This is a genomic window from Bacillus taeanensis (assembly GCF_003318295.1).
GTDB lineage: Bacteria > Bacillota > Bacilli > Bacillales > UBA6769 > Maribacillus > Maribacillus taeanensis.
Genome location: NZ_QOCW01000003.1, coordinates 62,745 through 80,294, shown reverse-complemented (window position 1 = coordinate 80,294; position 17,550 = coordinate 62,745). Strand labels below are relative to the sequence as shown.

The window sequence follows — 17,550 nt, the reverse complement described above, 5'->3', positions numbered from 1 at the left end:
TTTTATTGACAACAATACTGATAATGATTATCATTATTATTGTAGCTGATATCACCCCTCCTTAAATTGACTACTTACTAAACGATTTATTTATGAGAGAAGAATATCTCTCCTCTGACTTTATTAAAGTACTGCAAACTTGCAGTGCTTTCTTTTTGCATATAACTAGTCTGTTTTTGGTTAATTATGTTAAAATAAAGAATAGTATAAAAAATATGAATATGAAGGGGAGGTTTTAAAGTGAAAGATTTAAAGATGCATGTTAACGGCATTGATTTACATGTGGTGGACTATGGCGGTGTAGGAGAAACGATTATTTGTATTCACGGTTTAACTGCAAACAGCCGCTGTTGGGATGCTTTTGCTCATCAAATGATAAGCGACTATCATGTCTTGGCTTTTGATTTACGCGGAAGAGGAGACAGTCAAAAACCAAATGAAGGTTATCATATTTACCAGCATGCGGAAGATGTTCTAGCTATTCTTAACTTTTATAAAGTAAAAAAAGCAATTGTTGTTGGCCACTCCCTTGGAGCCGCGGTTGGTGCATGTTTTGCAGCCAATTATCCTAATTATCTTTCACAATTAATACTCGTTGACGGCGGCGTCGACACAGACCCTCGTATTATTGAAAAAATTCGCCCATCTATAGAACGGTTAGGAACCGTTTTTCCTGATTATAAAACTTATATTGCTGAAATGAAGAAAAACCCGTTTTATAGTAATTGGAACGATTATTGTGAACAATTTTTTTATACGGATATTGATCATCACCCAAATGGAACAGTTTGTTCAAAAGTAAGCAGTTATGCTGTTTTTGAAGAAATTAAGGCCTTAAGCATGATATCGATTGATGAATTTTATAACCGCATTCATGTTCCAACATTAATTGCAGCTGCACCAAACTGTTTCCTTGATGGACAAACATTTATGGTAAACAAAGAACAAGGAACAGTCCTCGCAGCTAAGCTTCCTAACAGCCGTTTTACTGAAATTCACGGTTCCAATCACTATTCCATTCTTTTCAATAAATACCCTCAACTTGCAGCTGAAGTAAAAAGCTTCCTAAAGAAAACAGCTGAAAAAGCTGCCGGATAATCGTTTTTATTAAAATTTAATCTCACTTTTTATTTACCATCTGACAAAATAAAAGAAAATCTTTTCAGTATTTAATAGTAAAAATTATCTCTTTTCTAATTTCTGTTATTAAATAAGTTTGAGGAAAGAACAATTAATATTAATCTAATGATGTCGGTGTGATGTGAAGAAAAAGAAGGCGTCAGTGCTTAAAATAACTCATTGCTCAATAAGATGCAGTGGGTCTTTTTTTGTTATCTCCATTATTTTCCTGAATTATATTTTTTTAAATGTTAATAAATATAAAGGTATATGTAAAAAAATGTATAAAGAGGGTTTTTATGAAAAAGAGAGAATATTATCCGGTTGAAATATTATTATGGAGCATTGCACTTCCAGGCTTTGGACAGTTTTTAAATGGGAATCTTATAAAAGGACTTACTTTTGTCTTTTTAGAGTTTTTAGTTAATGTAAATTCAAATCTTAACTTAAATATTAAGCACAGCTTTCAAGGGCAGTTTGAAGAAGCAGTGGCAGTAACTAATTATCAGTGGGCGCTGTTCTATCCTTGTCTTTACATATTCGCAATGTTTGATGCTTATATGGATGCATTAAAATTAGCAGAGCAGAATTCTCCTTCTTTTATTAGTATTCCATTTGTGACGGCTGCTTATTTCTCAACTATTGGCGTGATATTTTCGGATTACTCTGTATTTTATCGTTTTTTAGCGCCGACATTTATTCCTATTACAGCGATGATTATCGGATTTATAATTGGAGGATGGATTCGGAAATGGCTTGTTCATAAAGCTTATACAAAAACCTAATTGGTAAATAAAAAACGTTTAAGGGCGTTTTTGTAGTTGTTTTTTTCATAACCTTATGATCACTTTTTATGGTTTTCTTTTCAGATTCTTTATCTTATTATGTAAAAAGGATATTAAAAAATAAGGACGGAAATGGTCGCCTAAAGACGAAAGATATAAGAGTAGAAATGTTGTTTTCTTCGTAAAAGAGCTCAAAAATTATAGTGTCATTTGTCGAAATGTCTGTTATAATTTAAAATTGTGGAATCACCATAAAATGTAAAGGTTATCTTTCGTTATTTAATGAAGAAAGGAGGATAGGGACGTGAAAAAAGCTTGGCTTGCCTTTATATTATCATTTTTATTGCCTGGATTAGGTCATTTTTATTTAGGTCGTACAACAAAAGGATCTATATTAATTGGTATTGCACTTTTTATTCCATTATTAACTTCTATTGTTGGCGGTTGGGCCTCTCTCTTTTTTATCATTGCTGTTTATGCGATCGTTGATTCTTATAATTTAACAGAAGTTGTAAACAAAGAAATCAAAATCGCCCAACGCTACATTCGCTTTGCGCATATGAAAGCACAACATCGCTTAAGCTAAACAGACGAGCTGCAAAGGAGTGTTTTTTTGAACTTCAATCAGAACAGTCATAAAAATCATCGTAAAAAATAGTGAGCTGTCTAAAGAAAAAGGGACAGTTCGCTATTTTTTTACGGTGATAATAGATCATTTAATTTTTATAAAAATATTGACAATTATTTTTTAAGCGCTTACAATATTGGTAGTTACTAGTGAAGTTAGAAATTATAGTTATTAGAAAAGAGCGTGCAGGTATGTCATTGTGTACAGAACGTCGTATTGGCCGGCATGCTATTCTTCTCGTGTTAGAAAGTGAAGAAGATGTACTCCGTGAGCTTAACTGGAAAAGCTGTGTCGGAAAGGTCGGATCGATGGAATCAAATAAAGTGGTGGCTGCAATTGAAACAGCGGCAAAACGTCACGGGATTATTAATGGTGGCGTTTACAGGGAATCTCATGCATTGTATCATGCTATTATGGAAGCGCTTCATGGTGTAACGAGAGGGCAGGTACAGTTAGGAAGTGTACAGCGAACAGTAGGTTTGAAATTTGCAGTACTTCGCGGCAATCCTTATGAAAATGAGGAGGAAGGCGAATGGCTTGCTGTTTCATTATATGGCACAATTGGTGCTCCGGTACGCGGCTCTGAGCATGAAGCAATAGGTTTAGGAATTAATCACATTTAAATAAAAACTAGGCCCATAGTTTAGTAGTTAGTTAGAAGGGGGCTGTATCTTGAAATCGTTATGATTTCTAGGTGCAGCCCCTTTTTTATTTGTCGCTTTAGTTGGGAAAAGCAAAAATGATTATTTTTTTCTGAAAATCTGAAAATTAGGCATTAAAACTAGACATCTATGAATCTTCTACATTTTATAAATAAGGTAAAAAAGGAAGGTGTTTAAAGATGGTGACATTAACAGGGGAAACATTGACATTAATGGAACTTAAGCGAATTTTATACGATAAAGAGCATGTTAAAGCTTCACTTGGGAGTATGCAAAAAGCAGCAGCAAGTCGAAAAGCGGTGGAGCAAATTGTTCAAAAGGGAGAAGTTGTTTACGGAATTACAACAGGCTTTGGCAAATTTAGTGATGTGCTTATTAATAAAGATGATGTAGAAGCACTCCAGCTTCATTTAATTCATTCCCATGCCTGCGGGGTGGGCGAACCGTTTCCTGAAATTGTTTCAAGAGCGATGATTGTCCTTCGTGCAAACGCACTGTTAAAAGGTTTTTCAGGAGTAAGACCGCTTCTTATTGAAAACTTATTAAAGCTTGCAAATGCGGGGATTCATCCTGTTATTCCTCAGCAAGGCTCACTAGGTGCAAGCGGCGATTTAGCACCATTATCACATCTTGCACTTGTTTTAATCGGAGAAGGGGAAGTGTTTTACAAAGGAGAGCGTATGCCGTCGTTACAAGCTCTTACAAAAGAGGGGATCTTTCCGGTGACATTAACGGCAAAAGAGGGTTTAGCGCTTATTAATGGAACGCAAGCGATGACTGCAATGGGGGCTGTTGCTTATCTGGAAGCCGAAAAGATCGCATATCAGGCAGAAATTATTGCCTCTATTACGCTCGAAGGTTTACGCGGTATTATTGATGCATTTGATGAAGATGTTCACCTTGCCCGCGGCTATAAAGAACAAGTTGAGGTGGCAAGGCGTGTTAGAGAGTACGTAAAAGGAAGTAAGCTGATGACAAAACAGGGTGAACTGCGTGTTCAAGATGCCTATTCATTAAGATGCATTCCACAAGTGCACGGGGCATCATGGCAGGCCCTTAACTATGTGAAAGAAAAGCTTGAAATTGAAATGAATGCAGCAACTGATAACCCGCTTATTTTTGAAAACGGTAAAAAAGTGATTTCAGGCGGAAATTTTCATGGTCAGCCGATTGCACTTGCAATGGATTTCTTGAAAATTGCAGTGGCTGAGCTTGCTAATATTTCAGAGCGCCGTATTGAACGGCTTGTTAATCCACAGTTAAATGACTTGCCGCCGTTTTTAAGCGCAGAGCCAGGGCTTCAGTCAGGAGCAATGATTATGCAGTATTGCGCTGCTTCACTCGTCTCTGAAAATAAAACACTTGCTCATCCAGCGAGTGTAGATTCGATCCCGTCATCAGCTAATCAAGAGGATCACGTTAGTATGGGAACAATCGGGGCACGGCATGCGTACCAAATAATTCGAAACGTAAGACTTGTCCTTGCAATTGAAGCGATTTGTGCGATGCAGGCAGCCGAAATAAGAGGGAAAGAAAACATGGCTTCTTTAACAAAAAAAATGCTCGAGGAAGGCCGTAAAATTGTGGCGTTTATTAAAGAGGACCGTGTTTTTTCAAAAGATATTGAAGCAATGAATAAGTGGTTAAAAGAAAATGAAGTAATGATAACGGATCAAACACATCCAACATTATAAAGCTAAAGGAGGAGTAAAAAATGAAAGAAACAAAACGAACGATTCGCGCTAAAAAAGGGTTAGAACTTGAGTGTAAAGGTTGGGAACAGGAAGCGGTATTAAGAATGCTTTATAACAATTTAGATCCGGAAGTTGCCGAAAAGCCAGAAGATTTAGTTGTATATGGAGGTATTGGAAAGGCGGCGAGAAACTGGGAAGCATTTGATGCAATTATCACCCAACTGCGTATGCTTGAAGATGATGAAACACTTCTTATTCAGTCAGGAAAACCTGTTGGTCGCTTTAAAAGTCACCGTCATGCGCCGAGAGTATTGTTATCAAATTCTGTGCTTGTTCCAAAATGGGCAACATGGGAAAAATTCCATGAGCTTGAGAAAAAAGGATTAATGATGTATGGGCAAATGACAGCAGGAAGCTGGATCTATATAGGAACACAAGGAATTTTACAAGGAACATATGAAACATTTGCCGCACTTGCGAAAAAGCATTTTCATAACAGTTTAAGAGGAACAATTACGTTAACAGCTGGTCTTGGCGGCATGGGCGGTGCTCAACCTTTGGCGGTAACGATGAATGGTGGGATTGTCATAGCTGTTGATGTTGATGCATCAAGAATTGAAAAGCGTATAGAGACGAAGTATTGCGACCGTCTGACATATTCATTAGAGGAAGCAGTTCACTGGGCATTGGAGGCAAAAGAAAAGGGTGAAACGCTTTCGATTGGCCTTGTTGGGAATGCATCAGAAGTCCATCATGAATTGTTAAGACGCGATATTCATATTGATATTGTAACTGATCAAACGTCAGCGCATGACCCGCTTCACGGTTATGTTCCAGAGGGAATGACACTTACTGAAGCTGCTGAACTTCGTAAAGAAAACCCGAATCGTTATGTGAAGCTCGCTAATTTGAGCATGAAAAAGCATGTCGAAGCAATGCTTGCCTTTCAAAAACGTGGTGCTGTTGTGTTTGATTATGGCAATAACATTCGTCAAGTTGCAAAAGATGAAGGATTAGAAAACGCATTTGATTTTCCGGGGTTTGTTCCAGCCTATATTCGGCCGCTATTTTGTGAAGGAAAAGGACCTTTCCGCTGGGCAGCATTGTCAGGGGATCCGGCAGATATTTACCGTACAGATGCGCTTATTAAAGAGTTGTTTCCAAAAAATGAAGCATTATGCCGCTGGATTGACATGGCGCAGGAACAAGTGACTTTTCAAGGACTGCCGTCTCGCATTTGCTGGTTAGGTTACGGTGAGCGTAAAAAAATGGGGCTTGCGATTAATGAACTTGTGAAAAACGGTGAACTAAAAGCACCAATTGTGATAGGACGTGATCATTTAGACTGCGGCTCTGTTGCTTCTCCAAATCGTGAAACAGAAGCAATGAAAGACGGCAGTGACGCAGTAGGAGACTGGGCGATTTTAAATGCGCTTATTAATACCGCAGGAGGAGCAAGTTGGGTTTCTGTTCATCACGGTGGCGGTGTTGGGATGGGGTATTCTCTTCACGCGGGAATGGTTGTTGTTGCAGACGGTACCGATCTAGCAAAAGAGCGCCTTGATCGTGTACTAACGACAGATCCTGGAATGGGAATTATCCGTCATGCAGATGCAGGATATGAACGAGCGAAAGAAGTTGCCAAAGAGCGCGGCGTAATTATTCCAATGGATGACAAGTAAAACATAAAACAATTGGATACGGTTCATCGAAAAAATGGGCCGTGCAGGTTTTTCTATCCTTGAAAGGGGAATGAGGATGCAATCTATTGATCTATTGCTAACAAATATCGGTCAGCTGTTAACGATGGAAGCGGATGGTCCAAGACGAGGTAGTGACATGAAAACATTGCCGATGATTGAAGGGGCGGCGCTTGGTATTAAAGATGGAAAAGTTATTTTTGTCGGTAAACGTGAAGAGGCTGTTCACTTAAATGCAGCTCGTACCATTGACTGTAAAGGAAAGCTTGTAACACCAGGACTTGTTGATCCCCATACACATCTTGTATTCGGCGGCTCTCGTGAACATGAATTAGCACTTAAACAGCAAGGTATTCCGTATCTTGAAATTTTAAAAAGAGGTGGAGGAATTCTATCAACAGTTGAAGCGACAAAAAAAGCATCAGAAGAAGAGCTTTATAAAAAGGCAGCTTTTCATCTTGATCGAATGTTATCCTATGGAATTACCACAATTGAAGCGAAAAGCGGCTACGGCTTAGAGAAGGAAACAGAATTAAAGCAGCTGCGAGTTGTAAAACGTCTTAGCCAAAATCATACAATGGATATTGTTTCAACATTTCTTGGCGCCCATGCAATTCCAAGATCCTATCAACATTGTTCAGACGATTTTTTAGAGGAAATGCTTGCGTTATTAGACAAGATTAGCGAAGAAGAGCTTGCAGAGTTTGTTGATATCTTTACAGAGACCGGTGTATTTACTGTGGGGCAATCACGAAACTATTTACAAAAAGCGAAAGACAAAGGCTTTGATCTTAAAATTCATGCCGACGAAATTGATCCGCTTGGCAGCACAGAACTTGCTGTTGAGCTTGAAGCTGTGTCTGCTGATCATTTAGTAGGAGCATCAGATGAAGGAATAAGGAAGCTTGCAAACAGTAGTACCATTGCTGTGCTTCTGCCTGGTACAACGTTTTACCTCGGTAAATCTACAGCAAGAGCACGCAAGATGATTGAATCAGGGGCTGCCGTTTCACTTGCAACAGACTTTAACCCAGGCAGCTCTCCAACAGAAAATCTTCAGTTTATTATGACGCTGGCCGCGCTTCACTTAAAGATGACACCAGAAGAGATTTGGAATGCTGTTACGATAAATGCAGCTTATGCGATTAATCGTGGCGAGTCGGCAGGTCAGCTTGCAGTCGGAAGAAATGCGGATGTTGTCATTTGGGATGCGCTAAATTATATGTATCTTCCTTATCATTATGGAGTGAATCATATGAATACGGTGTTAAAGAAAGGAGAAATTGTGGCAAAAAGAGGTGAGGTTTGTGAAAACATATCGTTATCTTAAATCAGCAAACACGCCATTTATTGATCGTTATGTTACAAAAGCGGCTGATTTAGTTAAACCTTGGGATGAAAAAAAAATACATGATGTTGGTTTAATCGGCGTACCCCTTTCCAAAACATCTATCAGTCATTCGGGTGCAGCCTTTGCTCCAGGGACAATTCGTAAAGCCCTTGGCGCCTTTACAACCTATTCAATAGAAGACGATCTTGATTTAGGGAACTGGAACATTGATGATCTTGGTGATATTACAATGCATGTCACGGATCAAGTGCTGTCACAAAAACGTGTTTATGAAACATTAGAGCAATTGTATGCAGATAATAATCATTTTCTACCAATCATTCTAGGTGGTGATAACTCAATTAGTTATCCAACAATACAAGCCTTTCATAAAGCAAAAGGAAAAGTAGCGGTTTTCCAATTTGATGCCCATCATGATGTTCGTAATTTAGAAGACGGCGGACCATCAAACGGTACCCCATTTCGTAGTTTATTGGAGTCTAACGTTATTGAGGGAAAACATCTTGTTCAAGTAGGAATTCGTGATTATGCAAACAGTCTTGTTTATCGTAAATATGTTGAGGAACAAGGTGTAACGGTTTATACGATGAAAACAGTGCGTCAACGTCATATTCAAGCCCTTATGGAAGAAGCGCTAAATAAAGTTAAAGATGAGGTAGATGCGATTTATCTATCAGTTGATATGGATGTATTAGATCAATCGCAGGCACCAGGTTGCCCTGCAATTGGTCCAGGGGGGATGGATGCAGTGACACTGTTTGAGGCGGTAGAATATTTGGCACAGCAAGAAAAAGTTATAGGACTTGAAATTGTAGAGATTGATCCAACCGTTGATTTTCGTGATATGACCAGTCGAATTGCGGCCCGTGTTATTTTAGATTTTTTAAAGGGAAAACAAAAAAGTACAAAGAAAAATGTTTGATTCACTCATTAATGGGGATTAACTATTACTGTCAGCTGCTATCCCCATTTTAATATGAAAAGCGTAATCTTTAAGCGTGAGCTGCCCCCTCACTTGGAAAAAGCTCTGTTTTGAGTGTTCAAAACAGAGCTTTTTTGTATGCTTCATAATAAAAAATATTATGATTTGCTTTCTAAATGGATTGTGCTATTCATTGTTAAATGTTCCATTATTTCAGTATAATATGTTTGAGAAGTGTTAATAACATACACATTCCTGCTAAACACTGCAGCAAGTAGGAAGTAGTAAAAGGTGGTTAGGAAAATTGGAAGCAAAAGTTGTACAAAGTGAAGAAGAATTAAAAAAGGCGTTCGATATTAGAGTAGCTGTCTTTGTGGATGAACAAAAAGTACCAGCAGAAGAAGAAATTGATGAATTTGAAGACAAGTCTACACATTTTTTGCTTTATGATGGAGAGAAAGCAGTTGGGGCAGGCCGCTTGCGTGTAGTTGATGGTGTTGGTAAAGTGGAACGAATTTGTGTGCTCTCTACTCATCGTAAAGGAGGAAGCGGCAAACTCATTATGAACAAAATTGAAGAGGCTGCAAAAGAAAAAGGTCTCACTAAATTGAAACTTCACGGTCAAACACATGCCGAAGGATTTTATCAAAAGTTAGGTTATGAAACAATTTCTGACGTATTTATAGAAGCTGGAATCCCACATATAACAATGATAAAAGAAATCAAATCCGCACATTAAAACAAATCCAAAAAATACCGCAGTCCTTTTATAAAAGGGCTGTGGTATTTTTATGCTTAACCGAAGAAGTGGAAGTTTTTACTTGTCAACTGAGTAACAGCTGGGAAAAGAAAAACTTTTTTGTAAGCGATTAGAAAGTGATTTTTATCACATCATTCCTTTTTCTTATCAAGTATATTGTAATTGTGAAAATAATCACAAGTGAGAGAAAGGTGAGGAGATTATGAAGAATATTCGCAGAAAAGTAGCGGTTGTTGGTGCAGGGTTTGTAGGATCAAGTTATGCATTCGCTATGGTGAACGAGGGAATTGCAAATGAATTAGTGTTAATTGATATAAATAAAGAAAAAGCAGAAGGTGAAATCCGCGACTTAAATCATGGTATGCCGTTTGCATCTCCGATGAAGATATGGGCTGGCGGTTATGAAGAATGTAAAGATGCTGATTTAGTGATCATTACTGCTGGTGCTAATCAAGCTCCTGGTGAAACGCGCTTAGATTTAGTGGATAAAAACGTAAAGATATTCAAGAAAATCGTTGGAAGCATTATGGAAAGCGGATTTGATGGAATCATGTTAGTGGCAACAAACCCAGTTGACATTCTTTCTTATGTTACTTGGAAAGTATCTGGACTGCCAAAAGAACGAGTTATTGGTTCAGGAACAATCTTAGATTCAGCGCGCTTCCGTTACTTGTTAAGTGATTATTTCAAAGTAGATCCGCGTAATGTACATGCCTATATTATGGGAGAACATGGTGATACAGAACTGCCTGTTTGGAGTCATACTAAAATCGGCAGCGTACCAGTTCAAAAGTTCTTAAATGTAAATAGTTTGCAAGAGGTGGCTGAGCATCCTGATATGAAAAATATCTTCGTAAATACACGTGATGCTGCCTATTACATTATTAATGGTAAAGGTGCAACATACTATGGAATTGCAATGGGGCTTGTACGCGTAACAAAAGCTATTTTAGGAGATGAAAATTCAATCTTAACCGTATCTGTTCTTCTTGAAGGAAAATATGGGGTAGACGATGTGTACATTGGTGTACCTGCTATCGTTAATAAGGACGGTATTAAGCAGGTGATGGAGCTTGAATTACAGGAAACTGAACTTAATCAATTCAAACATTCTGCCAAAGTCTTAAAAGAAACTCGTAAAAGAGCATTTTAAATAGAAAAAAGGTGATGAAAAGTGGAAAAGGAATCGATTACAAAGGTATGTCAAATGGCACTAAAGAAGAAAGAGCTGCTTCATGTAAATCCACTGCAATATATCATCCGTGCAGCGCTCTCAGGGATTTATATTGGCTTTGCCATTGTGCTCTGTTTTCGAATTGGTCAGTTCTTTTATGAAGTTCATTCACCAGCAACCTCCTTATTAAACGGTATTTTCTTTGGACTTGCCCTTATTTTAATTATTTATGGAGGGGCTGAACTTTTTACAGGTAATACGATGTATTTTACGATTGCTTCTCTAAAGAAAGAAACAACTTGGAAAGATGCCCTAATGAATTGGGTCACATGTTACGCTGGAAATTTACTTGGAGTTGTCTTTTTTTCAGTGTTAATTTCATTGACAGGATTATTTGATTCAATCAGCTATGATCATTTACTTTTAAATATTGTTTCAATAAAAATGAGTTTACCGGCATCTGAGCTGTTTTTCCGGGCGATTTTATGTAACTGGCTTGTTTGTTTAGCAATTTGGATTCCGATGCAGGCCAAAGGAGATGCAGCAAAGGTTATGATAATCATGCTGCTCGTGTTTACCTTTTTTATCTCAGGATATGAGCACAGCATCGCCAATTTATCACTTTTTACATTAGCATTAGCCATTCCACATGCTGATACAATTAATGTTGCCGGAGTGATTCATAATATTATTCCTGTGACAGCAGGTAATATTATTGGAGGAGGTTTTTTCGTAGGAGCGCTTTATGCGTATTTAACATCTAAACAGCGTTCACTTAATGTGGAGAGTCCTATTGTTGTACGGCATATAAATTCTAATAAAAATAAAATTTAATCAGGAGCAAACAACTGCTCCTGATGTATTTTTCTCTTGAACTTCTATTTCTTCAACTTTCTCTTTCGTTTATTACTATAATTCCAAATACCACCATGTAAAGGTTAATGATGATTAGGTTGAGTTCTTTTTGAAGGAGTTTTATTAATAATATAGTAGCTTAAAATTAAGATTAAAATGACACAGGAGTATAATAACGTGTTTAACGGATCTTGATGATGGACAATGATTAAGCGAATCATAGCGGTAATGCCAATGTAGAGAAAGTAGCGCATCGGAAAGTGATAGTCCTCTCGAAAGTATTTCACGATCATCGAAATAAACTCAAAATAAAGGAAAAAGACAAGGATTTTTTCGAGGAAATGATGAAAGTTCGTTTCTTCAGAGATAATCACGAACTCTATAAAATACAAAACTTCTTTTGTCATTAAAACGGATAATACTGCGGCCAGCATAATGAGTGAAGTATTTAAGACAAATTGTAAGATCATTGGAATGGTGAGCTGAAACGCAGGAATCCTTATTGAATCAAGAACTGTTTTTGAACCTTCAATTTTTAAGGTTTCCTTCATTCAATATCCCCCTTATTATAAATTACTTTTATCATAACAGCTTAAATAATTCTTTAGTTAAAAAAGGGAATATTATCTAACGCAAAAAATTCTTAGTCAATAAAATACTTCCCTAAGGATTGGTAGATTTTCTTCGGATTAAATAACAAAAAAAATAATAGTGATAGATAATCCAATTGAAAAAAGAAGTAAAAGAACGTGCAGATTTTTCAATAATGATACTAATAACGCTTCCTAAAAAGGCGCTGCCGATAATATCAACTGGATAATGGTGACCAACCCAAATCCGAGAGAACCCCGTTAGTAAAGCTAATATCCACATCACAGTACCAACTATTCTTTTTTGAAGTAAAACAGAAGTAGCTAAAGCAAATGCAAGTATCGTATGTTTACTCGGAAATGAAGAATCTTTTTTTGAAGGAGTTAGATAACGCACGCGGTGCTTTACGAATGGACGTGGTTTGAAGTAAAACAATCTAATTAAATGATTTAATAATAGAGCAGCCCCAACCGATATTGCTCCATATAAGGTAATCTTCTTGTATGTATTGCTGCGAAGCCACATTAACACTGTTAAAAAAATGTACAGAAAACGAGCTCCATATGTAATAGTAATCATGATTGTATCTAACGTGTTATGACGACCAGCTAGACGATTAATTGCTTTAAATAACTTATAGTCCATAAGAACGTCTCCTTGAATTTTCTTCTTATCTTTCTATATACTATCCCCCTCTGGAAAAAGAAACATACAATCCCTTTTTATTTGAGTAATGAATATTCTTTAAGGGTAATTTATAAATAAGATCTTTATTTAAATGATGTCAACAACTTCATTGACGAAATTGCATTTTCCTTTCATTGAATCGTCATTGTTAACGCTTTATCATAAGGGTGTAGAAATTATTATTTCAAACATGTCAACAATGGATCATGGAATAGGAGATCTTGTTTTAAATGAATATTAAAGGAGGAAATATCAATGGCGGAAAATAGCAGCGCAGGATTTAAAGTGAAAATACAGCGTTTTGGTAGTTATTTAAGCGGTATGATTATGCCGAATATCGGAGCATTTATCGCATGGGGAATTATTACAGCTTTATTTATTCCAACAGGCTGGCTGCCAAATGAAAGTTTAGCAGCACTAGTTGGACCGATGATTACGTACTTACTGCCATTATTAATTGGTTTTACAGGCGGTAAGATCTTATATGATGCCCGCGGCGGGGTTGTAGGTGCCACTGCCACAATGGGAGTGATTGTCGGAGCAGATATTCCGATGTTTTTAGGAGCCATGATTATGGGACCGCTCGGCGGTTATGCGATTAAAAAGTTTGACCAAGCAATTCACGGAAAAGTTCGTCAAGGCTTTGAAATGCTTGTGAATAACTTTTCAGCAGGAATCATTGCGGGCATTTTAACACTTCTTGCATATCTTGCAATTGGTCCTGTAGTCCTCGGGCTAAACAAGGCACTTGCGGCAGGTGTAGAAGTGATTGTTGATGAAGGGCTTTTACCTCTTGCAAGTTTGTTTATTGAACCAGCGAAAATACTCTTTTTAAACAATGCCATTAACCACGGAATTTTAAGTCCATTAGGAATTGAACAAGCAGCAGAAACTGGAAAATCGATTTTGTTCTTATTAGAATCAAATCCTGGGCCAGGTTTAGGAATTTTACTTGCATATATGTTTTTTGGTAAAGGAATGGCAAAACAGTCATCATCAGGTGCGGCCATCATCCACTTCTTTGGCGGGATTCATGAAATTTACTTTCCTTACATCTTAATGAAGCCGTTTCTTCTTTTAGCAGTAATCGCCGGCGGTATGAGCGGAGTGTTTACATTTAGCTTATTAGGAGCTGGATTAGTAGCGCCTCCGTCACCAGGAAGTATTTTTGCATTAGTTGCAATGACACCACGTGGTGGATACTTTGCGGTGCTTGCAGGAGTAGTCGTGGCAACAGCTGTCTCATTTGCAGTAGCCTCCGTGATTTTAAAAGCGAGTAAAGCAGAAGAGGAAGATTTATCAGAAGCAGCAGCAAAAATGCAGGAAATGAAAGGCAAAAAAAGCAGTGCTGCAGCCGCTCTAGGAACAAAGGCTGAAGAAACTAAAGTAGAAAACAAAGAAAAGACAGCTCGCGCAAATGTTAATAAAATTATTTTTGCATGTGATGCGGGAATGGGTTCCAGTGCAATGGGAGCATCAATTCTAAGAGATAAAGTCAAAAAAGCAGGACTAGATATCGAAGTAGCAAATACATCGATTAACAATTTGCCAAATGATGCAGACATTGTCATTACACATAAAGATTTAACAGATCGTGCAAAGGCAAAGCTGCCAAATGTAGAGCATATTTCTGTTGATAATTTCCTGGCAAGTCCTAAATATGATGAACTTATTGGCGAATTAAAAGCAGAAGGTGTTTCAGAAGAGCAGGAAGCTTCAAAGGATATTAAAAAAGAAGAGGTGAATAAAATCATATTTGCGTGTGATGCCGGAATGGGCTCAAGTGCAATGGGAGCATCAATTCTAAGAGATAAAGTCAAAAAAGCAGGACTAGATATCGAAGTAGCAAACACATCGATTAACAATTTGCCAAATGATGCAGACATTGTTTTTACACATAAAGATTTAACAGATCGCGCAAAAGCAAAACTACCGAATGCAAACCATATTTCAGTAGACAATTTCTTAGCAAGTCCAAAATATGACGAATTAATTGATCGTTTAAAGTAAGCCATTTGAGAGCTGCTCTTAAATGGGCAGTTCATTGAGGTGATTAGCAAGCATGTATATTTCTGCAAGAGAACGTCAAATTCTTGAACGATTAATTTCAAGAAAAGATGGAATTACTGTAAAAGAAATCGCCCAAGACATCGAAGTGAGTGAACGAACGGTTCATCGAGATTTAAAAGGTGTAGAAGATTTACTTCATGATTATGAGCTTGAATTAAAAAAGCAATCAGGTGTTGGTATTCAAATTGTAGGGGAAGATGAAAAGAAAAAAGACTTAGAGCTTTTTTTATACAATCTTTCACACTCAGAATATACACCGGAAGAGCGGCAAACGTTAATTTTATGTACCTTGCTTGAAGCTGCAGAGCCGATCAAGCTAATTGCGCTTGCGAATGACTTAAATGTTACCGTTGCAACAGTAAGCAATGATTTAACGAAATTAAATGATTGGTTCGAGTCTTTTGATTTGTCGCTTATCCGAAGGCGTGGTTATGGGGTAGAGGTTACGGGTTCAGAACAGGCAAAGCGTCGTGCGATGAGCAGTTTAATTTCATCAAATTTTGATGAATCAGAATTTTTAACGGTTATTCGGGAAAACATTCAAAAGAAGTCAACCCAGCAAATTAACACAATTTCTGAACGACTTTTAGGTCTTGTTGAAAAAGAAAAGCTGGTTATTGTGGAAAAAGCAATTGAAGAAGCAAATAATGAACTTCCATACTCGATTGCAGATAGCGCTTATATTGGCTTAGTTGTTCATTTATCGCTTGCGATTGAGCGTATTTTGCAGGGCGAAAAAATTGAATTTGATGAAAGTTATTTAGAAAACCTTCAGGAAACAAAAGAATACGAAGTGGCAGAGAAAATTATTGTTAAGTTAAAAAAAGTATTTAATATTGAAATTCCTGACGCAGAAATAGGTTATATTACCATGCATTTAAGAGGTGCCAAGCTTCGCCATGACAATGAACTGCTTTTAGAAGATTCGAGCTTTCAAGTTGCGGTAAAAGCGAGAAAGTTAATGCAGTATGTAAGTGAGCGAGTTGGCCAAGATTTAGGAGATGATCAATCACTTTTTCAAGGTTTGGTAGCTCATTTAAAACCAGCAATTTACCGAATGAGGCAGCAAATGCGTATTCACAACCCACTGCTGGAAAAGATTCAAAAGGATTATGGAGAGCTCTTTCAAATTATTAAAGAAGGTGTAGCTGGAATTTTTGATACGCTTGATGTTCCCGATGCAGAAATAGGTTATTTAGTCATGCATTTTGGTTCATCGCTTGAAAGAGAAAAGCGTGAAAGTCATTTAAGTGCCTTAGTGATTTGTTCAAGCGGCATTGGCTCATCCAAAATGCTGGCAAGTCGAATTCAAAAAGAAATTCCAATGATTAAAACGCTCCATAATGCGTCCTTATTTGAATTAAAACAGCTTAATCTTGATGACTATGATATGGTTCTTTCTACTATCCCGCTTTCTAATTTTGAGAGAGAGTATATTTTAGTAAATCCATTTTTAACAGAAGAAGAAGTTGGAAAGATTCATGCTTATATTAAACAAAATGTTGAGAAAAAACAGTTTGTTGATCGAGCGCTTAAAGGGGAACCAGCAAGCGAGTTTAAAAACCATAAAAAAGTAATCCAATCATTTCAATCTATTCATGAATATTCTTATTATATTTTAAAGATTTTAGAAGGATTTCATTATAAAGCTCTTCACAATAAGGATACATTTGAGAATACGTTAACAGATGCGTGTTATGAGTTGTTTCGAAAAAGAATTATTGAACAGCCAAATAAAGTAGTCGATGCCTTAATGGAGCGTGAAAAGTTAGGTGGGCTGGGGATTCCCAATACATCTCTTGCACTTTTCCATACAAGAAATAAATGCATTCATGAGCCATCCTTTACGATTTATTCACTTGAAACTCCGCTTGAAGCAAAAGCGATGGACGGCTCGATTGTAGAAGTGAAAAACATCCTTCTCCTCCTTTCACCTGAGGAGATGCCGCAAAAAGGATTAGAGCTGTTAAGTTTAATTAGTTCATTAATTATTGAAAGTGATGCAAGCATTTCATTGTTTGAATCACAAAACGCTGAATTAATTGCATCCTATTTAAGCGTCAATTTTGAAAATTATTTTAACGAAAAATTAAAAGAAATAAGGAGAGGTTAAAAAATGGAAAAACAAATCTTATCAACAGAAAATGTTTTATTAAACGCACATGCAGCAACAAAGGAAGAAGCAATTAAAATCGCAGGAAATCTTTTAGTCGATCAAGGATATGTTGAAGAAGCCTATATTGACAAAATGATGGAACGCGAAGAACTAACATCCACCTATATGGGTAACTTTGTCGCAATTCCACACGGAACAGAAGATGCAAAAAAAGCTGTAAAATCCTCAGGTCTTTCGATTGTCCAAATTCCAGACGGTGTTGATTTTGGCGGCGGAATTGTAAAGCTTGTCATTGGGATTGCAGGTAAAGACGGTGAGCATTTAGAGATTCTTTCCAAAATTGCCCTTGTATGCGCAGATGAAGACAAAGTAAACCAAATTATTAATGCATCATCCAAAAGTGAACTTCTCTCTTTCTTTGAAGAGGTGAATTAAG

General features: G+C 37.2%; 16 protein-coding genes. 14 read left to right on the top strand and 2 right to left on the bottom strand.

Annotated features, from left to right (window positions below; all coding sequences use genetic code 11):
- Positions 1 to 240: 240 nt before the first annotated feature.
- The 11 genes from DS031_RS04410 (at position 241) to DS031_RS04360 (ending at position 11,629) form a co-directional block, all read left to right on the top strand.
- A complete protein-coding gene (locus DS031_RS04410; RefSeq protein WP_113804725.1) occupies positions 241 to 1,098 on the top strand; it encodes an alpha/beta fold hydrolase in 858 nt (285 codons plus the stop codon).
- Positions 1,099 to 1,418: 320 nt separating this feature from the next.
- Positions 1,419 to 1,904: a hypothetical protein gene (locus DS031_RS04405; RefSeq protein WP_113804724.1), complete on the top strand. Its 486-nt coding sequence runs from the start codon at positions 1,419 to 1,421 to the stop codon at positions 1,902 to 1,904.
- A gap of 304 nt (positions 1,905 to 2,208) precedes the next feature.
- Positions 2,209 to 2,490: a DUF6677 family protein gene (locus DS031_RS04400; protein ID WP_113804723.1), complete on the top strand. Its 282-nt coding sequence runs from the start codon at positions 2,209 to 2,211 to the stop codon at positions 2,488 to 2,490.
- 233 nt (positions 2,491 to 2,723) lie between these two features.
- Positions 2,724 to 3,155 carry a histidine utilization transcription antiterminator HutP gene (gene hutP, locus DS031_RS04395; RefSeq protein WP_113804722.1) on the top strand — a complete coding sequence of 144 codons (432 nt, stop codon included), beginning with the start codon at positions 2,724 to 2,726 and terminating at the stop codon, positions 3,153 to 3,155.
- 218 nt (positions 3,156 to 3,373) lie between these two features.
- Entirely contained in the window at positions 3,374 to 4,888 is a 1,515-nt protein-coding gene (gene hutH / locus DS031_RS04390) for a histidine ammonia-lyase (protein ID WP_113804721.1), read from the top strand.
- Positions 4,889 to 4,908: 20 nt separating this feature from the next.
- Positions 4,909 to 6,570, top strand: a complete 1,662-nt coding sequence (gene hutU, locus DS031_RS04385; protein WP_113804720.1) for a urocanate hydratase — start codon at positions 4,909 to 4,911, stop codon at positions 6,568 to 6,570.
- Positions 6,571 to 6,640: 70 nt separating this feature from the next.
- Positions 6,641 to 7,918, top strand: a complete 1,278-nt coding sequence (hutI, locus tag DS031_RS04380; RefSeq protein WP_425451923.1) for an imidazolonepropionase — start codon at positions 6,641 to 6,643, stop codon at positions 7,916 to 7,918.
- The gene (gene hutG / locus DS031_RS04375; RefSeq protein WP_113804718.1) at positions 7,896 to 8,861 is read left to right on the top strand and encodes a formimidoylglutamase; all 966 of its coding nucleotides are present in this window, start codon (positions 7,896 to 7,898) and stop codon (positions 8,859 to 8,861) included. Before hutI ends, hutG begins: the two co-directional genes overlap by 23 nt.
- A 304-nt stretch (positions 8,862 to 9,165) precedes the next feature.
- On the top strand, positions 9,166 to 9,600 hold the full coding sequence (locus tag DS031_RS04370; protein WP_113804717.1) for a GNAT family N-acetyltransferase: 435 nt from the start codon (positions 9,166 to 9,168) through the stop codon (positions 9,598 to 9,600).
- Positions 9,601 to 9,823: 223 nt separating this feature from the next.
- Complete coding sequence (locus DS031_RS04365; RefSeq protein ID WP_113804716.1) at positions 9,824 to 10,774, top strand: L-lactate dehydrogenase; 951 nt, start codon at positions 9,824 to 9,826, stop codon at positions 10,772 to 10,774.
- Between the two features lie 21 nt (positions 10,775 to 10,795).
- On the top strand, positions 10,796 to 11,629 hold the full coding sequence (locus tag DS031_RS04360; protein ID WP_113804715.1) for a formate/nitrite transporter family protein: 834 nt from the start codon (positions 10,796 to 10,798) through the stop codon (positions 11,627 to 11,629).
- A gap of 104 nt (positions 11,630 to 11,733) precedes the next feature.
- Here the strand turns inward: DS031_RS04360 and psiE are convergent, their stop codons facing one another.
- Positions 11,734 to 12,201 (bottom strand): phosphate-starvation-inducible protein PsiE, encoded by a 468-nt coding sequence (gene psiE / locus DS031_RS04355; RefSeq protein WP_113804714.1) that lies wholly within the window; start codon positions 12,199 to 12,201, stop codon positions 11,734 to 11,736.
- A 112-nt stretch (positions 12,202 to 12,313) separates the two neighbouring features.
- On the bottom strand, positions 12,314 to 12,886 hold the full coding sequence (locus tag DS031_RS04350; protein ID WP_113804713.1) for an undecaprenyl-diphosphatase: 573 nt from the start codon (positions 12,884 to 12,886) through the stop codon (positions 12,314 to 12,316).
- Between the two features lie 297 nt (positions 12,887 to 13,183).
- Between DS031_RS04350 and DS031_RS04345 the strand changes: the two genes are divergently transcribed.
- The 3 genes from DS031_RS04345 to DS031_RS04335 are packed head-to-tail and all read left to right on the top strand — an operon-like array spanning position 13,184 to position 17,549.
- A complete protein-coding gene (locus DS031_RS04345) occupies positions 13,184 to 14,938 on the top strand; it encodes a PTS mannitol transporter subunit IIBC (RefSeq protein WP_113804712.1) in 1,755 nt (584 codons plus the stop codon).
- Between the two features lie 52 nt (positions 14,939 to 14,990).
- Positions 14,991 to 17,111, top strand: a complete 2,121-nt coding sequence (locus tag DS031_RS04340; protein ID WP_113804711.1) for a BglG family transcription antiterminator — start codon at positions 14,991 to 14,993, stop codon at positions 17,109 to 17,111.
- 3 nt (positions 17,112 to 17,114) lie between these two features.
- On the top strand, positions 17,115 to 17,549 hold the full coding sequence (locus tag DS031_RS04335; protein ID WP_113804710.1) for a PTS mannitol transporter subunit IIA: 435 nt from the start codon (positions 17,115 to 17,117) through the stop codon (positions 17,547 to 17,549).
- Position 17,550 lies beyond the last annotated feature (1 nt).

What these genes read in the sequence shown, in the direction of transcription:
- DS031_RS04345 (WP_113804712.1), top strand. Translation starts at nt 13,184, where the DNA reads ATGGCGGAAAATAGCAGCGCAGGATTTAAAGTGAAAATACAGCGTTTT.
- hutH (WP_113804721.1), top strand. Translation starts at nt 3,374, where the DNA reads ATGGTGACATTAACAGGGGAAACATTGACATTAATGGAACTTAAGCGA.
- hutU (WP_113804720.1), top strand. Translation starts at nt 4,909, where the DNA reads ATGAAAGAAACAAAACGAACGATTCGCGCTAAAAAAGGGTTAGAACTT.
- hutP (WP_113804722.1), top strand. Translation starts at nt 2,724, where the DNA reads ATGTCATTGTGTACAGAACGTCGTATTGGCCGGCATGCTATTCTTCTC.
- DS031_RS04405 (WP_113804724.1), top strand. Translation starts at nt 1,419, where the DNA reads ATGAAAAAGAGAGAATATTATCCGGTTGAAATATTATTATGGAGCATT.
- hutI (WP_425451923.1), top strand. Translation starts at nt 6,641, where the DNA reads ATGAGGATGCAATCTATTGATCTATTGCTAACAAATATCGGTCAGCTG.
- DS031_RS04335 (WP_113804710.1), top strand. Translation starts at nt 17,115, where the DNA reads ATGGAAAAACAAATCTTATCAACAGAAAATGTTTTATTAAACGCACAT.
- DS031_RS04340 (WP_113804711.1), top strand. Translation starts at nt 14,991, where the DNA reads ATGTATATTTCTGCAAGAGAACGTCAAATTCTTGAACGATTAATTTCA.
- DS031_RS04365 (WP_113804716.1), top strand. Translation starts at nt 9,824, where the DNA reads ATGAAGAATATTCGCAGAAAAGTAGCGGTTGTTGGTGCAGGGTTTGTA.
- psiE (WP_113804714.1), bottom strand. Translation starts at nt 12,201, where the DNA reads ATGAAGGAAACCTTAAAAATTGAAGGTTCAAAAACAGTTCTTGATTCA.
- DS031_RS04350 (WP_113804713.1), bottom strand. Translation starts at nt 12,886, where the DNA reads ATGGACTATAAGTTATTTAAAGCAATTAATCGTCTAGCTGGTCGTCAT.